Consider the following 15,290-nt stretch of genomic DNA (forward strand, 5'->3'; position numbering starts at 1 on the left):
GCGCGCCAGGGCAGCCCGTGACGCGGATCATCATCAATCGGCCGTGATGGTGAACGCCGACATGCGCGCAAAGAAATGACCGCCGCGGCTTTTGGGCCTCGGCGGTCCAGTCAGGGAGGATCCGGAAGAAGGAACGAGCGGCGCGGGCTAGCGCGTCACGCGGCCGAGATCGGCGCGGCGCTCCATCGGCAGCACGATCACCTTGGCGCCGACGCTGACGCGGGAATAGAGGTCGATCACGTCCTGGTTGGTCAGGCGGATGCAGCCCGACGACACATGGGTGCCGATCGTCTCCGGCGCGTTGGTGCCGTGGATGCGGTAGACGGTGCCGCCGAGATACATCGCGCGGGCGCCGAGCGGATTGCCGGGACCGCCGGCCATGTGACGCGGCAGATAGGGCTGGCGTGCGATCATCTCCGGCGGCGGCGTCCAGTCCGGCCATTCCGCCTTCCTGGTCACCGACTGCACGCCCGACCAGGTGAAGCCGTCGCGGCCGACGCCGATGCCGTAGCGCATTGCCTGGCCGCTGCCGAGCACGTAGTAGAGGTACTTGTTAGGCGTATCGATCACGACCGTGCCCGGCGCCTCGCGAGTCGAATAGCTCACGACCTGGCGGCGCAGCCGCGCCGGCAACTCATAGGCGGTCGCCTCGTCCTCGCGCGGTGTGATCAGTTGCGGCGCCGTCGCCGGCGGCTCATAGGCCGCAATCGGCGGCGGCAGCAGGAACGGGAAGGGGAGTGGCGCGGGAGGTGCCGCCTGCGTCGGCGTCGCCGCCATGATTGCGGATGCGACGAGTACACCAAAGAGAATGCGGGATGACGAATACACTGTGCCCGGCGTGACCATGGACGTCCCCTCGTTTGATCGCTTGGTGCGCGCCGCGCTTGTCTCGGCCGGCGTCGTCAAAATCAGTTGCCTGTCATCATTCTTTGCGGCGCATTGACCAACGCCCGATGCTGCAACTCATAGGGGAGAAAAGTTTCGTTGCGTTTGCGCGCTGCACGCAAAACGGTTTCGTCGGCTTAACCGTTTGTTTCATGACGGTTTCACGACAGCGCCCGCGCGGGACGGCCACGGATCGCGGGGAAAACAGCGGCGGGCGGCCAAAAAGACCCTTCGACAGTTCGATGACGTCACACGCCTGAAATAACAATGTCGGATTTTGCGGCTGTTCAGAATCGCAGCAACTTTCCGGATCGCCTTATGCGGATCTTAATCGCAACCGACGCCTGGCACCCTCAGGTCAACGGCGTCGTGCGCACGCTCACCTCGCTGGCGCGCGCGGCCACAGGCCTCGGCGCCGACATCACCTTCCTCACGCCGGAGGGGTTTCCGTCGTTTGGCGTGCCGACCTATCCGGGCCTGCGCCTCGCCGTGACCAACGGCCGCGAGATCGCCCGCCGCATCGAGGCCGCTGCACCCGATGCGATCCATATCGCCACCGAAGGCACGATCGGCTGGGCGGTGCGCCGCTACTGCCTGCGCCACGGCCTGCCGTTCACGACGTCCTACACGACGCGCTTCCCTGAGTATGTCTCGGTGCGCACCGGCATTCCCGATGCCGTCGGCTACTGGGTGATGCGCCGCTTCCACGATGCGGCCGCGATGACCATGGTAGCGACCAATTCGCTGAAGCAGGACCTCGCGTCGCGCGGCTTCAAGAAGCTGGGTTTCTGGACCCGCGGCGTCGATACGAAACTGTTCAATCCGGATGAGCCGGTCACGCTCGATTTGCCGCGCCCGGTGTTCATGACCGTCGGCCGTGTCGCGGTCGAGAAGAACCTCGAGGCGTTCCTGTCGCTGGACCTGCCGGGCTCGAAGGTCGTGATCGGCAACGGTCCGCAGAAGGCGGAGCTCGAGCGTCGCTTCCCCACCGCGCACTTCCTCGGCGAGAAGACCGGCAAGGACCTGACCGCGCACATGGCGGCCGCCGACGTCTTCGTGTTTCCCAGCCTGACCGATACGTTCGGCGTGGTGCAGCTGGAGTCGCTGGCGTGCGGCACGCCGGTCGCGGCCTTCCCCGTGACCGGTCCGCTCGACGTCATCGCCGACCATCCGATCGGGGCGATCGACTGGGATCTGCGCGCGGCGTGCCTGAAGGCGCTGACGATGTCGCGTGAGACCTGCCGGGCGTTCGCGCTCGACCGCTCCTGGGAGAACAGCGCGCGCCAGTTCATCGGCAATCTCGCCGTGCTGCAGCCGTCCCGCGTCGTGCGACCGACCCCGGTGCTGGCCGGCCAGAGCGCGGTGCGCGGCTGACGGCGGATCTTGCGTCACTCCATCAATTCCAAACCAAGTGAGATGTAACGATGGCAGAAACCATGAAGCTCGACGGCGCGCGGGAGCTCGACTTCGATCGCGAGCAGGTCGAGCAGGCCTATGACCGCTGGGCGCCGATCTACGACCTCGTGTTCGGCGGCGTGTTCGAGAAGGGCCGCCAGGCCGCGATATCGGCCACCAACAAGCTCGGCGGCCGCGTGCTCGAGGTCGGTGTCGGCACCGGCATCTCGCTGCCGCTCTATGCGCCGCATGTGCGCGTGTTCGGCACCGACATCTCCGAGGCGATGCTCGGCAAGGCGATGCGCCGCGTCGCCGACCAGCGGCTGAAGAACGTCGAAGGGCTTGCGGTGATGGACGCGGAGCAGCTCGATTTCCCCGACGATTCGTTCGACGTCGTGATGGCGCAATATGTCGTCACCGCGGTGCCGAACCCGGAGGTCGCGCTCGATGAGTTCGCCCGCGTCCTGCGCCCGGGCGGCGAATTGATCATCCTGACCCGCGTCAGCGCCGATGCCGGCATGCGCCGCGTGATCGAGCAGGCGTTGCAGCCGGTCGTGCGCCGCCTCGGCTTCCGCACCGCCGAATTCGGCTGGTCGCGCTACATGCGCTGGCTCGCCGGAGCGCAGCGCATGGAGCTGGTCGAGCGCCGGCTGATCCCGCCGCTCGGCCATTTCTCGCTGGTCCGTTTCCGCAAGCTGGAGCGTGCTGCCGCGGCTTGAAGCCGCGGCGACCGTCTACCGCCGCTGCGGCGTTCTCCGTAGTCCAAAACGTTTCACTGCGTCCGATCGTGTGACATCTTGATGATGTCACACGATCTACACCGAATCCCTGTACACGACCTGCAACTCATACTTCGGAGCAACCATGATCAAGCATTTCCTGGAGCAGCTGCGGATCCAGCGCTGGGACGACCATCGCTACTATCATCACAGCCGTATCAATCAGAGCCTGCACTTTGTCAGCGCGCTCAGCTTCATGATCGCCTACGTGATGATGGTGTTCGATCCGCTGGTCTCGGCGCTGATCGGCTGGCTGGTGTCGATGACCTCGCGCCAGGCGGGCCACTTCTTCTTCGAGCCGAAGGGCTACGATCACGTCAACCAGGCGACCCACGAGCACAAGGAAGAGATCAAGGTCGGCTACAATCTGCAGCGCAAGGTCGTGCTGATGTCGATCTGGGCCGCGGCCCCCGTGGTGCTGTATCTGCAGCCGACCCTGTTCGGCCTGCTGCCGCCCTGGACCTCGGCGATGGAGTTCGTCCGCGAAACCGCCAAGCTCTGGCTCGTGATCGGCATCGGTGGCCTGCTGTTCCGCACCATCCATTTGTTCTTCATCCGCGACGTCGAGACCGGCCTCGTCTGGATGACCAAGATCATCACCGACCCGTTCAACGACTTCATGCAGTACCGCTCGGCGCCGCTGGCGCTGCTGCGCGGCGAGTTGATCGATCCGGGCCTGCATCTCATGGGCGAGACCCTCGAGGAGCAGCACGCCTGATCGGACCGATGCGTCGGAGTTGCGCGATGCCCGGGCCGGTCCCGGGCATCGGTGTTTGTGGGGGCTGTCGATGTTGAACGCAGGCTGTCGCGGCAAGGGCAGTGCGCCCCCTCTCCCGCTTGCGGGGGAGGGGCGGGGAGGGGACAGGCTTGCTCCGCTGATCGTGAGAGCGCGTCGTGCCGCGGCCCCCACCCGTCGGGCTCTGCGAGCCCGCCGACCTCCCTCGCAAGCGGCGGAGGCGCTGGCCTCAGCGCCCGAACGCGGCGCCGAGCATCTCCTTCAGGATCTGGCGCTTGATCGCCTTGTTGGTGAGCGTGCCGTCGTTCCACCACCAGCCGTCCTGCTTCATCTTCTCGGCCGCCGAGACGAAGCGCCTGGTCACCTCGGCGAAATCGGCGTCGGTGTAATTCAGGCTGAAGATGAAGCGGCCGGTGCCGACCCAGCTCAGCGCCAGGCCCTCGGCGCGCAGATAGTATTGCAGCATCCAATTGTAGCGCGACGGCACGGTGTACTCGACCAGCCAGATCGACTGCAGATTGGAGACGCGCACCGGCAGCTCCTTGGCGGTGAGGTCCGCGTTGAGCTGCGCGGCACGGCCATTCCAGGTCTCGTCCAGGCCGTCATAGATGGCGCGGAAGTTCGGGCTGTCGAGCCGGCTCAGGAACTCGTCCATTGCCGCCATCACGTAAGGATGCGAGTTGAAGGTGCCGCGCGCGAAGCAGATGTCGGCCGGGCGGTCGTCGCGGAAGCGGCGCATCAATTCGCGCTTGCCGCAGACGACGCCGATCGGCAGTCCGCCGCCGAGGCTCTTGCCGTAGGTGACCATGTCGGCTGTGATGCCGAAATACTCCTGTGCGCCGCCCGGCGCGAGCCGGAAGCCGAGGAAGACCTCGTCGAACAGCAGCACGATGCCGCGCTCGCTGCACACCTCGCGCAGCTGCTTCAGCCAGGCGGTGTAGGCCTCGCGGTCGTACTTTCCTTTGCGCGAGGAATCGACCAGCGCGGAATCGCCGGGCGCATTGCCGTTCGGATGCAGCGCCTGCAGCGGATTGACCAGCACGCAGGCGATGTCGCGGCGGGTACGCAGGACATGCAGGGTTCGCTCGGACATTTCGGCGAGCGTGTAGGTCTCGTGCGGCGCGATCGGATTGCCGACGCCGGGCTGCACGTCGCCCCACCAGCCGTGATAGGCGCCGGCGAAGCGCACCAGATGGCTGCGGCCGGTGTGGTAGCGCGCGAGCCTCACCGCCTGCATCACCGCCTCGGTGCCAGACATGTGGAACGAGACCTCGTCCATGCCGGACAGCTCGGTCAGGCGCTTTACGTTGTCGGCGACGACCGGGTGATAGAGCCCGAGCACCGGGCCGAGCGCGCTCGCGCGCCGCTCGGCGGCTGCGATGCACTCCTTGTAGAAGTCGTAGCCGAAGATGTTGACGCCGTAGGAGCCGGTGAGGTCGTAGAACCGGTTGCCGTCGAGATCGGTCAGGGTGACGCCCGAGGAGGCCTGCATGAACGAGCCGGCGCCGAGCTGCTCCTTGACCAGACGGCTGTACTGGAAGGGGACCCGGTAGCTCTGGGTGAACTGCAGGTCGGAGATGCGGCTTGCGGCCTCCGCCGTCAGCGCGCGGCTCTTGGCGAACCTCTCCTGGAACAACGCGCCGAGTCGGAAGAAGCCGTCCTGGCGCTTCGTGGCGATCGCCTGCGGCGCGCCGTCGGAGCGGAAGAAGTCGTCGATCTCGAACTCATAGCGCGGGATCAGCCTGGAGATCCGGCGCGACATCTTGGAATGGCCGGCCAGCGAGCGGTGCTTGGCGCGCGACAGCTCGATGCGGGCCTTGACCTTCGGGGCCATGGCGGCCGTCACGGCAGCGCCAACGGCGAGCGATACATAAGGAATCGAGTTTTCCATCATGTCCAAAAGCGCTAACCACTCCTGCTGACAGATTCATGACAGTCAAAAGCCTGATCGCCTCCGTCACCCAACAGGAAGACCTCAACTTCCTGCTCACCAACCGCGTGCCGCGCGCCGCGCTGACCCGTTTCATGGGCTGGTTCTCCAAGATCGAGAATCCGCTGGTCCGCGACGCCTCGATCGCGCTGTGGAAGCTGTTCTCCGACCTCGATCTCTCCGAGGCCAAGGAGAACCGCTTCAAGAGCCTGCACGCCTGCTTCACGCGCGAGCTGAAGCCCGGCCTGCGGCCGTTCGATCCCGATCCTGCCATCGTCACCAGCCCGTCGGACGGCATCATCGGCGCGCACGGTCTGATCCGCGACGGCGAGCTCTATCAGATCAAGGGCGCACCCTATTCATTGCGTGAGCTCGTCGCCGATCCCGCCGTGGTCGACACCCACCGCAACGGCTGCTTCGTCACCTTGCGTCTCACGTCGAGCATGTATCACCGCTTCCATGCGCCGTACGACATGACGCTCGAGCATGTCAGCCTGATCCATGGCGACGTCTGGAACGTCAATCCGATCGCGCTGAAGCGGGTCGAGCGGCTGTTCTGCAAGAACGAGCGCGCCGTGATCCGCACGCATCTCGCCTCGGGCGAGCCGTTCACGATCGTGCCGGTGGCCGCGATCCTGGTCGCGAGCATCCGCCTGCATGCGCTCGACCGCGTATTGAACGCGCAGACCGAGCGGCCGCTCGCCTACCCCTGTCACAACAATGTGCGCAAGGGCGACGAGCTCGGCTGGTTCGAGCACGGCTCGACCATCATCCTGCTCGCGCCGGGCGACTTCACGTTCTGTCCCAATGTCACGGAGGGCGCCCGCATTCGCGCCGGCCAGCCACTGTGGCGCAGGCGCGTCGCCGCCGGATGAATGTCGGGTCCCTGCCTGCGCAATCTCGATTTCGTCGTTGCGCAGTCCTATATCGGAGCGTTCAACTGACGAATCAGACCGCGGGAGTTGCGGTCGTTGCGGCTCGGGAGAGGCGATGGCGAGAGCGCCGATCATGGCGGCAGGTGGCATCGTGCTGCGGCGGGAACAGCCGCCGCGCATCGCGGTCGTGCGCCTGCGCAAGCGTGACGAATGGGTGCTGCCGAAAGGCAAGCTCGACGACGGCGAGACGCCCCGCGACGCCGCCAAGCGCGAGGTGCTGGAGGAGACCGGCCACAAGGTCACCGTGCATGAATTTCTCGGCACCCTGGTCTACGACACGGGCACGCGTTCCAAGGTCGTGCACTACTGGCGCATGGAAGCGGCCGGCGAGCCGTCGCAGCCGCTGATGGACGATGTCCGCGCCGTCGACTGGCTGCCGCTCGATGCGGCAGTGGGGCGGCTGTCGCGCGACCATGAGAAGACCTTCCTGGAGACCGTCGGGCCCTACGCGCTGGCAGGCCTGATCCGCAAGACCAAAGCGAAGTCCGCGCCCGAGGTGGCGGCGAAGACCGCCGCTGACAAGAAGCCGGTCGAGAAGCCCGCGGTGGAGACGGCGGCGCTCGCGGCAAAGCCTGCAACGGCCAGGAAGCGCCGCAGCCGGATCGTAGAGCAGCCCGCCCCGGCGCCGGAGATCGCCGACCTCGCGATCGACGTGCAGGGCGAGCAGCCCGCCGAAGCCGTGCTTGCGGCTGCGGCGCCCGGCCTCGATCAATCCGAACCGATCGTCTTGGAGACGACGGCTATGTCGGTGGAGGCGGACCTAGCCCCGCTGCCGGCCGAACCCGTAGCGATGGAACGCGAGCCCGCCGACCTCGAGCGCATCGAAGCGGTCGCCGCCGCGATCAAGTCGCTGCTGCCCACCCCGGTCGCGCCGGATGCCGATGTGAGCCGCCAAAGTGAGGACGGGCTTGATCCCGGCGCTGAGGCCATGCCGCCTGAGGATGCGGCCGCCGTCGATGACGAGGCGCAGGACGGACCGCGCCGCCGCAGCCTGGCGGAGAAAATGCGGGCGTGGCTCGGCCGCGCCGCTTGAGCCGGACGGCGACGCGACCGACCAGGCGGTTGCACCGTCCGCCCTTTGCACGTGCTGGCCTGGGCAAGTCCCGCTGGCCGCTGCTGAAAAATTGTTGCGAACCATTGGCGCCATCGCGGGTTGATGCGGGTCCGTCAATGGAGACCCCGCATGAGCGCGTCGCGCGAGAATGCCTTACCCCTTTCCAGGCCTGCGCCTCTGTCCGTCACGCTTCAGATCAACGGCGAATTGCGTACTTTGCCGGTGGCGCCCTGGACCACGCTGCTCGATCTCCTGCGCAACCATCTCGATCTCACCGGCACCAAGAAGGGCTGTGATCACGGCCAGTGCGGCGCCTGCACCGTGCTGATCGACGGCCGCCGTGTGCTCTCCTGCCTGACGCTCGCGGTCATGAAGGACGGCGCCGAGATCACGACCATCGAGGGACTCGCCAAGGGCGATGACCTGCACCCGCTGCAGCAGGCCTTCATCGATCACGACGCCTTCCAATGCGGCTATTGCACGCCGGGCCAGATCTGCTCGGCGGCCGGCCTGATCGCCGAGGGCAGGGCGAAGACGAAGGAGGAGATCCGCGAGCTGATGAGCGGCAACATCTGCCGTTGCGGCGCCTATCCGAACATCGTCGGCGCCATCGAACAGGCGATGGGAGGAGGACGATGAACAATTTCGACTATGCCCGCGCGAGCGATGTCGCCGAGGCCGTCAAGCTCAAGGCGGCGGTACCGGAAGCCAGGTTCATCGCCGGCGGCACCAACCTGATCGACCTGATGAAGTATCACGTCGAGCAGCCGCGTCAGCTGATCGACATCAGCCGCCTGCCGTTGACGAAGGTGGAGGAGACGAGCGCCGGCGGCGTCAGGATCGGCGCGCTGGTGCCGAACAGCACGCTGGCCTATCACCCGGTCATCGAGAGCCGCTATCCGCTGCTGGCGAGCGCGATCCTCGCCGGCGCCTCGGCACAGCTCCGCAACATGGCCTCGACCGGCGGCAACCTGCTGCAGCGGACACGTTGCGCCTATTTCTACGACGTCGCCACGCCCTGCAACAAGCGCACACCCGGCGCCGGCTGCTCGGCCATCGATGGCCTCAACCGAGGCCACGCCATCCTCGGCACCAGCGCCGACTGCATCGCGACCCATCCCTCCGACATGTGCGTCGCGCTGGCCGCGCTCGGCGCCACGGTGCATGTTACCGGGGCCTCGGGTGAGCGCCTCATCGCCTTCGCCGATTTCCACCGGCTGCCTGGCGACCGGCCGGATCTCGACAACACGCTTCGTGCCGACGAGATCATCACCGCGATCGAGCTGCCGCCGCAAGGCTTCGCGTCGCACCACAGCTATCTGAAAATCCGCGACCGGCTGTCCTATGCCTTCGCACTGGTCTCGGTCGCCGCTGCGCTCGATCTCGACGGCAGCCAGATCCGCGAAGCACGATTGGCGCTCGGTGGCGTCGCCCACAAGCCGTGGCGCAACCAGGCTGCCGAGGACACGCTGCGCGGGCAGGCGCCGGATCCCCAGGCGTTCGGCCGTGCCGCGGACATCCTGCTCAAGGAAGCCAAAAGCTCCGGGCACAATGCGTTCAAGATCCCGCTCGCGCGTCGCGCGATCGTCCGCACGCTGACCCAGGCCGCGAACGCAACCCCGCAGATCCAAGCCATCAAGACCATCCGGTGACGTCATGACAGCTCACATCGGCACTGCCACCTCCCGCGTCGACGGCCGCGCCAAGGTCACCGGTGCCGCCAAATATGCCGCCGAGTTCACCGCGCCGGGCCTCGCCTTCGGCGTCGTGGTCAGTTCCACCATTCCGAGAGGGCGGATCATCAGCATCGATCCCAGCCGCGCGCTCGCCGTCGACGGCGTGATCGACGTGCTGACCCACACCAACCGGGTCAGGATGGCGGACAAGGACGACGATTATCGCGACGAAGTCGCGCCGGAGGACGGCTCGCCCTATCGCCCGCTCTACGACGACCAAGTGCATTTCAACTTTCAGCCGGTCGCGCTGGTCGTGGCCGAGGACGAGGACACGGCGCGCTTCGCGGCGACGCTGGTCGTGGTGGAGTATGAGGCCAAGAGCTTTGCGACCGGTCTGCATGCGCGACGTGAGCAGGCCTTCAAGGTCGACAAGCCGATGAAGCCACGCGGCGACGCGACAAGGGCGCTCGCCGGCGCAGCCGTGCGTCACGACGCGGACTATGGCGTGCCGATCGAATATCACAACCCGATGGAGCTCTACGCGTCGACGGTGCTCTGGCGTGAGGGCGGCAAGCTCGTGGTCTACGACAAGACCCAGGGCGTCCAGAACGTGCAGCGCTATGTCTGCAGCGTTTTCCGATTGAAGGAGGACGACGTCCAGGTGATGTCGCCGTTCGTCGGCGGCGCGTTCGGCTCCGGCCTGCGGCCGCAATATCAGGTGGTGCTCGCCGCCATGGCGGCGCTGAAGCTGAAGCGCGCGGTGCGCGTCGTGCTCAGCCGTGCGCAGATGTATGGCTTGTGCTATCGCCCGGCGACGATCGAGCGGCTGGCGCTCGGCGCCCGTGAGAACGGCACGCTGGCGGCGCTGACGCAAGAAGCCATCGCAATGACCTCGCAGCACGAGGCGTTCTCGCGCAACGACATCGGCTGGGGCGAGGTGCTCTACACCTCCGCCACTTCGCGCGCGACGCATCGGCTCGCCAGGCTCGACGTGCCGACGCCGGGCGACATGCGCGCGCCCGGCGCCGCCAGTGGCGTCTACGGTCTCGAATGCGCGATGGACGAACTCGCCGTCGCGCTCAAGATGGATCCGCTCGAATTGCGCCTGCGCTGCTATTCCGATCGGGATCAGGACAAGGATCTGCCGTTCTCCAGCAAGCGGCTGAAGGAGTGCTATCAGCAGGGCGCCGGGGCCTTCGGCTGGTCGAAGCGCAATCCGGAGCCGAGGTCGATGCGTGACGGCCGAGAACTCGTCGGCTGGGGGATGGCGAGCGGGGCCTGGGAGGCCTTGCAGATGCCGTTCGCGGCGCGGATTGTGATGACGGCCAACGGACATGTCGAGGTGTCGAGCGCGACCTCCGATATCGGAACCGGCACCTACACGATCATGGCACAGGTCACCGCCGACATGCTCGGCGTGCCGCTCGACAGCATCAATGTGAAGCTCGGCGACTCCACGCTGCCGAAGTCGCCGGTGGAGGGCGGCTCATGGACCGCAGCCTCGATCTCGCATGCGATCGTCAACGCCGCTGATGATATCCGGGCGGAGCTTTTGAAGATCGCGCACACCATCCCGGGCTCGCCTTTGCAGGGGCTTGGGGCCGACGAGGTGACGCTCGCGGGTGGCGCGATCGTTGCCATCGCGGATCGCAATCGTTCGGTGCCCATGGCCGACGTCATGCGCCATGGCGGCATGGACCGGATCGAAAAGGAGCGCGGCTCGGAGTTCGAGGACGACGACAAGCACGCGCACAACACGCATTCGGCCGTTTTCGCCGAGGTGAAGATCGACGAGGAGCTCGGCGTCGTCAGGGTGACGCGCATCGTCAATGCCGTCGCCGCCGGGCGCATCCTCAACACCAAGACGGCTTCGAGCCAGATCATGGGCGGGGTCGTCATGGGCATCGGCATGGCGTTGCACGAGGAAGCCCAGATCGACCAGCGGTTTGGGCGCATCATGAACGCCAACATCGCCGAGTATCACATGCCGGTGAATGCCGACGTTCACGATATCAAGGTGATCTTCGTCGACGAGGAGGATCGCACCATCAACAAGATGGGCATCAAGGGCGTCGGCGAGATCGGCATCGTCGGCGTCGCCGCGGCGATCGCCAACGCGGTCTATCACGCCACCGGAAAGCGTATTCGGGATTTGCCGATCACCTTGGACAAGGTCGTGGGGTGAGCCGGTCTCGCCCCCGACAGCCGACGGCTGTCAGGGGTCTCGGGGAAGATCCCAGAACGGCTCCAACTGTGAGACCCATGTTATGTGAATGTGCGTCACGACCATTGTCGTGTCCCGCGCTGGCGGGCATCCGGCTCGGCGGCACTGTCGTGACCAATGCCGTGGGGTACTGGCTTCCCGCGGGACGATGGCGTGTGTCGTCGGCGATGTGATTGCTTGACCGCGGCCGTTGCCAGGGCCAGATTGCTGGACGATCAGAAACAGATCGCTCTGCAGTGTGGCCGTTCATCATGCTCTCCGATCTGGCTGCACTGGCGGCTGCTTTCAGCATCGCCGTCAGCAACCTCATTGCGCCGTCGGCCGTTCGCCAACTCGGTCCCGTCAGGTTCAACGCGATCCGTCTCGCAGCGGCGCTCCTCACCATGCTGGCCCTGGTGACGCTGCGAGGCCGCTGGGCCGCGCCGCCGGGGGATCAGCTGCTGATGCTGGCTGCATCGAGCCTGCTCGGGGTCGTCGTCGCCGACTCCTGCTTCTATGCTGCACTGGCGCGACTGGGGCCACGCCTGACGGCCGTCGTCTATGCCAGCTGGGCTGCATTTGCGGCCGTGCTCGGCTATTTTTGGCTTGGTGAAGCACTGTCGGCGATCAAGATCATGGGAGTAGGGTGTATCGTCGGCGGCGTGTCCGTCGCAATCATCTTCAGGCAGCCTGGCACCATCGCCCAGGAGACACACGGCTCGCTGCGCGTGGGGCTCGTGTTCGGTCTCGCGGCGGCGCTGTTCGCAGCGGCGGCTGTCCTGATCGCGCGTCCCGTGATGGCTGCCGGCCTCGACCCGGCGTTGGCCACGTCCATTCGTGCCGCGATCGGATTGGCAGCCTTGCTCACTTTGTCCGCCGTTCCGGGTTTCCGCAACTCGGCCGCGGTGGATAGATCAATCGTCATCCGATCGGCGCTCAGCGGTGTGCTCGGGATGGGCATCGGCATGACGCTCGTCTTGTTTGCTCTGACGAGCCGGCCGGTTGGAATCGTTTCTAGCCTGTCGTCGACGACGCCCGTCATGATCCTGCCGCTGCTGTGGTGGAGCACCGGGCGAAGGCCCGCGCCGGCGGCCTGGCTGGGCGCCGTGCTGGCCGTAGCAGGCGTCATCGCCATCACCAGCGGCGTGTGAGGCCGCGGCAGCGGCGTGTGCCACGCACACGCTCGCCGCACTCTCTCCTTGGTTGGTGCCGTTTCGAAACATCTCTCCATGCTTCCGCCCCACGCCGTCCGAAATCTCGGAGAAGGATGCGCCGCCCGCGAGAGGGCGATCATTGTGGGCGTGAGGCGGGAGAAGCATGGTCGAGATCGACGTCGCGGCTTTCGTGAGATCCTGTGCCCCCGCCACCATCCGCCTGACGATGCTGTGCGCGGCGCTCGGCCTGTCGGGTTGCGCCACGGCGCAGATGACGCAGAGCGGCGCGCTCGCATCCTATCAGGCGCTGGCGGAATCGAACGGCCTGCTCGCCAAGTCGCAGCTCAACGTCGACAAGGACAATGTGCTCGCGGCCCAGACCGTGCGTATCATGCCGACGTCCTTTTCGGGGCAGGCCGGCGCGGTGCTGACGGACCAGCAGCGGCAGCTCGTCGCCAATGCGGTCGACCGCGCGCTGTGTCTCAACCTGAGCGAACGCTTCACGGTCGTTGCGCCCAATCAGAGAGCCGATCTGACGACGCGCACCTTCATCACCCAGGCGTCGCCGACCGATCCGGTTGCCGCCGGCGCGTCCAAGGTCGTGTCGGCCGTGCCTGGCGCGCTGGGCGTCCCCGTCCCAGTGCCGCGGCTGCCGATCGGGCTCGGCAGTCTCACGATCGAGGCGGAAGCGCTCGACCGCAAGGGCCGGCAGCAGGCCGCGATGGTGTGGGCGCGCGGCGCCAACTCGTTCACCAACTCGCCGGTGCTGTCGCAGGCCGGCGATGCCTACGATCTGGCAAGTTCGTTCAGCGCCGATTTCGGCCAGATGCTCGTGACCGGAGAGACCCCGTTCGGCAAGCCACCGAAGCTGCCGTCGATCGAACGCATCGGCGCGGCGCTCGGCGGCAAGCCGAAGAACGCGGCGTGCGAGGCGTTCGGCAGGGACCCCGGGCTCATCGGCATGGTCGCCAACCGTCTGGGCGCCCCGCCGGAATGGGTCGACAAGGGGGCTGTGCCGAGCGACGCCCAGGCGAGCACGCAGATGGCGAAGCAGTAGCGGTCATCTGCATCCGCATGCCACGGCAAAGCGAGACGCGGCGCGATGCGGCTGCATCGGAAAAAGCGTTGATGCGGCGTGATGCTGGCACGCCTCGGGGCGCGGCCGGCGCGCGCTACTCCGCCGCCTCGCTCTTGCCCTCGATCAGCAGCACGTCGAGGCTCTCGATCTCCTGCATCGCGCGGCCGGCGATGCCTTGGAGATCGCCATACAGGCCCGCCGTCGAATCCAGCACGCCGCGCAGTTGCTCCTCGCGCTTGGCCCACAGACGCATCATCGTCTTGCGCTCGCGGTCGAGATCCGACTGCATCTCGGTGAAGCGCTCGACGATGGCGTCGATGCGGTGGCGGAAGCGGGGGCCGGTGAGATAGGCGTAGACCATCTCCATCTTGGTCTGCTGGCCCTCCTGCGCGAGCTTGCTGCAGGCGACGTCGATCAGCGACTGGCGCAGCGCCTGCGACAGCGGCAGCGCGAAGCGCGGCTCGGCGACCCAGACGCCGTCGATCAGGTCGAAGCCGTCGACCCCCTTGGGCAGCGCGCTCGAGACGATCAGCGCGATGTCGGCCTTGGCGGCGCGCAGGTCGTCGCGCAGCTTCACGAGCCAACCATCGCTCCAGTTCTTGGTGCGCTTGGATTCCCACAGGATCGCGCCGCAGGCCTGGCCGCCCGGGCCGACCACGCGATGGATCACGTCGCCGCCGAACTCGCCCTTCGGCACCGGCTCGACCAGGTCGCGGGGAAAGCGCGCGCGCAATTGCGATTCCAGCTCGATCTCCAGCGCCTCGCCCTGAAGCTGCTGCGAGCCTTGCTCGGCCTTGCGGCGAAGCTCCTCGATCTGCCGCTGCATGCCGGCGATCTGGGTCTCCTTCTCGGCGACCTTGGCCTTCAGCGAATCCTCAGCCTCGAGCCGGGCCTTGTCGCGGACGGCGGCGAGATTCTCCTGCACCTTGGTCTCGATGGTGAGATCGAGCTCGCGGCGGGCCTCGTCGAGCTCGCGCTGCTTGCGCAGCATCTCGGCCTGGGCCTTCTGTGCGTCGGCGAGCTTGGCGTCCTTGCTGACGATGGCCTCGTGCAGCTCGGCGAGCTGGCGATCGCGGTTGCCCATCTCATCGGCCACCGCCTGCCGCGCCTTCTCGGCTTCGGTCTGCGCGATCGCGGCGCGTTCGGCCTTCAGCTTGGCGGCGACCTGCTGGTCGATCGCGGCCTTGGCCTGCGCGATCTGCGCCTGCGCGGCCGTGAGCTGCGCCTCGCGGCGGCCGAAATCGGCTTCTTTCGCCTGGAGCTGCTTCTCGAACTGCCGGCGCGTCTCCGCGATCAGGGGCGCTGCGAGCTGCTCGGTCAGCTTGATCTCGGTGCGGCAGGAGGGGCAGACGATCTGAGGATCGGTCATGATTCGCATCCTTCCATGAAGGCCGAATCTACCCGGCCGCCGCGCGGGCTTTAACCCACGCGGGCGGCTTATCCCACGCAATTATCCGCGATTCAC

At 66.7% G+C, this 15,290-nt stretch carries 13 protein-coding genes; 10 read left to right on the forward strand and 3 right to left on the reverse strand.

Annotated elements, in window-relative coordinates; translation table 11 throughout:
* Positions 1-147: 147 nt before the first annotated feature.
* Positions 148-846 (reverse strand): L,D-transpeptidase, encoded by a 699-nt coding sequence (locus ACQR1X_RS00375; RefSeq protein ID WP_434894785.1) that lies wholly within the window; start codon positions 844-846, stop codon positions 148-150.
* Between the two features lie 357 nt (positions 847-1,203).
* Here ACQR1X_RS00375 and ACQR1X_RS00380 point away from each other — a divergent pair, with 357 nt between their 5' ends.
* The 3 genes from ACQR1X_RS00380 (at position 1,204) to ACQR1X_RS00390 (ending at position 3,777) form a co-directional block, all read left to right on the forward strand.
* A complete protein-coding gene (locus ACQR1X_RS00380) occupies positions 1,204-2,259 on the forward strand; it encodes a glycosyltransferase family 4 protein (protein ID WP_316217598.1) in 1,056 nt (351 codons plus the stop codon).
* A gap of 50 nt (positions 2,260-2,309) precedes the next feature.
* Positions 2,310-2,999, forward strand: coding sequence for a class I SAM-dependent methyltransferase (locus tag ACQR1X_RS00385; RefSeq protein WP_315804383.1), 690 nt, complete (start codon positions 2,310-2,312; stop codon positions 2,997-2,999).
* Positions 3,000-3,144: 145 nt separating this feature from the next.
* Positions 3,145-3,777 carry a hypothetical protein gene (locus ACQR1X_RS00390; protein WP_316177869.1) on the forward strand — a complete coding sequence of 211 codons (633 nt, stop codon included), beginning with the start codon at positions 3,145-3,147 and terminating at the stop codon, positions 3,775-3,777.
* Positions 3,778-4,024: 247 nt separating this feature from the next.
* Here the strand turns inward: ACQR1X_RS00390 and ACQR1X_RS00395 are convergent, their stop codons facing one another.
* Positions 4,025-5,689, reverse strand: coding sequence for an aminotransferase class III-fold pyridoxal phosphate-dependent enzyme (locus ACQR1X_RS00395; RefSeq protein ID WP_410051444.1), 1,665 nt, complete (start codon positions 5,687-5,689; stop codon positions 4,025-4,027).
* Positions 5,690-5,724: 35 nt separating this feature from the next.
* Here ACQR1X_RS00395 and asd point away from each other — a divergent pair, with 35 nt between their 5' ends.
* The 7 genes from asd (at position 5,725) to ACQR1X_RS00430 (ending at position 13,804) form a co-directional block, all read left to right on the forward strand.
* Positions 5,725-6,600 (forward strand): archaetidylserine decarboxylase, encoded by an 876-nt coding sequence (gene asd / locus ACQR1X_RS00400; RefSeq protein ID WP_315804385.1) that lies wholly within the window; start codon positions 5,725-5,727, stop codon positions 6,598-6,600.
* A gap of 115 nt (positions 6,601-6,715) precedes the next feature.
* Positions 6,716-7,693, forward strand: coding sequence for an NUDIX hydrolase (locus ACQR1X_RS00405; protein ID WP_315804386.1), 978 nt, complete (start codon positions 6,716-6,718; stop codon positions 7,691-7,693).
* Between the two features lie 150 nt (positions 7,694-7,843).
* Positions 7,844-8,353, forward strand: coding sequence for a (2Fe-2S)-binding protein (locus ACQR1X_RS00410; RefSeq protein ID WP_316177874.1), 510 nt, complete (start codon positions 7,844-7,846; stop codon positions 8,351-8,353).
* A complete protein-coding gene (locus ACQR1X_RS00415; RefSeq protein WP_434863838.1) occupies positions 8,350-9,366 on the forward strand; it encodes an FAD binding domain-containing protein in 1,017 nt (338 codons plus the stop codon). Before ACQR1X_RS00410 ends, ACQR1X_RS00415 begins: the two co-directional genes overlap by 4 nt.
* Positions 9,367-9,370: 4 nt before the next feature.
* A complete protein-coding gene (locus ACQR1X_RS00420) occupies positions 9,371-11,575 on the forward strand; it encodes a xanthine dehydrogenase family protein molybdopterin-binding subunit (RefSeq protein ID WP_434863839.1) in 2,205 nt (734 codons plus the stop codon).
* A gap of 212 nt (positions 11,576-11,787) precedes the next feature.
* Positions 11,788-12,744, forward strand: a complete 957-nt coding sequence (locus ACQR1X_RS00425) for an EamA family transporter (RefSeq protein WP_434863840.1) — start codon at positions 11,788-11,790, stop codon at positions 12,742-12,744.
* A gap of 166 nt (positions 12,745-12,910) precedes the next feature.
* Positions 12,911-13,804: a DUF3313 domain-containing protein gene (locus ACQR1X_RS00430; protein ID WP_434845464.1), complete on the forward strand. Its 894-nt coding sequence runs from the start codon at positions 12,911-12,913 to the stop codon at positions 13,802-13,804.
* 115 nt (positions 13,805-13,919) lie between these two features.
* Here the strand turns inward: ACQR1X_RS00430 and ACQR1X_RS00435 are convergent, their stop codons facing one another.
* Positions 13,920-15,194: a DUF2130 domain-containing protein gene (locus ACQR1X_RS00435; RefSeq protein ID WP_434863841.1), complete on the reverse strand. Its 1,275-nt coding sequence runs from the start codon at positions 15,192-15,194 to the stop codon at positions 13,920-13,922.
* Between the last annotated feature and the right edge of the window lie 96 nt (positions 15,195-15,290).

Source organism: Bradyrhizobium sp. HKCCYLRH3073, from assembly GCF_051167995.1.
Classification (GTDB): Bacteria; Pseudomonadota; Alphaproteobacteria; order Rhizobiales; family Xanthobacteraceae; genus Bradyrhizobium.

What these genes read in the sequence shown, in the direction of transcription:
- ACQR1X_RS00375 (WP_434894785.1), bottom strand. Translation starts at nt 846, where the DNA reads ATGGTCACGCCGGGCACAGTGTATTCGTCATCCCGCATTCTCTTTGGT.
- ACQR1X_RS00380 (WP_316217598.1), top strand. Translation starts at nt 1,204, where the DNA reads ATGCGGATCTTAATCGCAACCGACGCCTGGCACCCTCAGGTCAACGGC.
- ACQR1X_RS00385 (WP_315804383.1), top strand. Translation starts at nt 2,310, where the DNA reads ATGGCAGAAACCATGAAGCTCGACGGCGCGCGGGAGCTCGACTTCGAT.
- ACQR1X_RS00390 (WP_316177869.1), top strand. Translation starts at nt 3,145, where the DNA reads ATGATCAAGCATTTCCTGGAGCAGCTGCGGATCCAGCGCTGGGACGAC.
- ACQR1X_RS00395 (WP_410051444.1), bottom strand. Translation starts at nt 5,689, where the DNA reads ATGATGGAAAACTCGATTCCTTATGTATCGCTCGCCGTTGGCGCTGCC.
- asd (WP_315804385.1), top strand. Translation starts at nt 5,725, where the DNA reads ATGACAGTCAAAAGCCTGATCGCCTCCGTCACCCAACAGGAAGACCTC.
- ACQR1X_RS00405 (WP_315804386.1), top strand. Translation starts at nt 6,716, where the DNA reads ATGGCGAGAGCGCCGATCATGGCGGCAGGTGGCATCGTGCTGCGGCGG.
- ACQR1X_RS00410 (WP_316177874.1), top strand. Translation starts at nt 7,844, where the DNA reads ATGAGCGCGTCGCGCGAGAATGCCTTACCCCTTTCCAGGCCTGCGCCT.
- ACQR1X_RS00415 (WP_434863838.1), top strand. Translation starts at nt 8,350, where the DNA reads ATGAACAATTTCGACTATGCCCGCGCGAGCGATGTCGCCGAGGCCGTC.
- ACQR1X_RS00420 (WP_434863839.1), top strand. Translation starts at nt 9,371, where the DNA reads ATGACAGCTCACATCGGCACTGCCACCTCCCGCGTCGACGGCCGCGCC.
- ACQR1X_RS00430 (WP_434845464.1), top strand. Translation starts at nt 12,911, where the DNA reads ATGGTCGAGATCGACGTCGCGGCTTTCGTGAGATCCTGTGCCCCCGCC.
- ACQR1X_RS00435 (WP_434863841.1), bottom strand. Translation starts at nt 15,194, where the DNA reads ATGACCGATCCTCAGATCGTCTGCCCCTCCTGCCGCACCGAGATCAAG.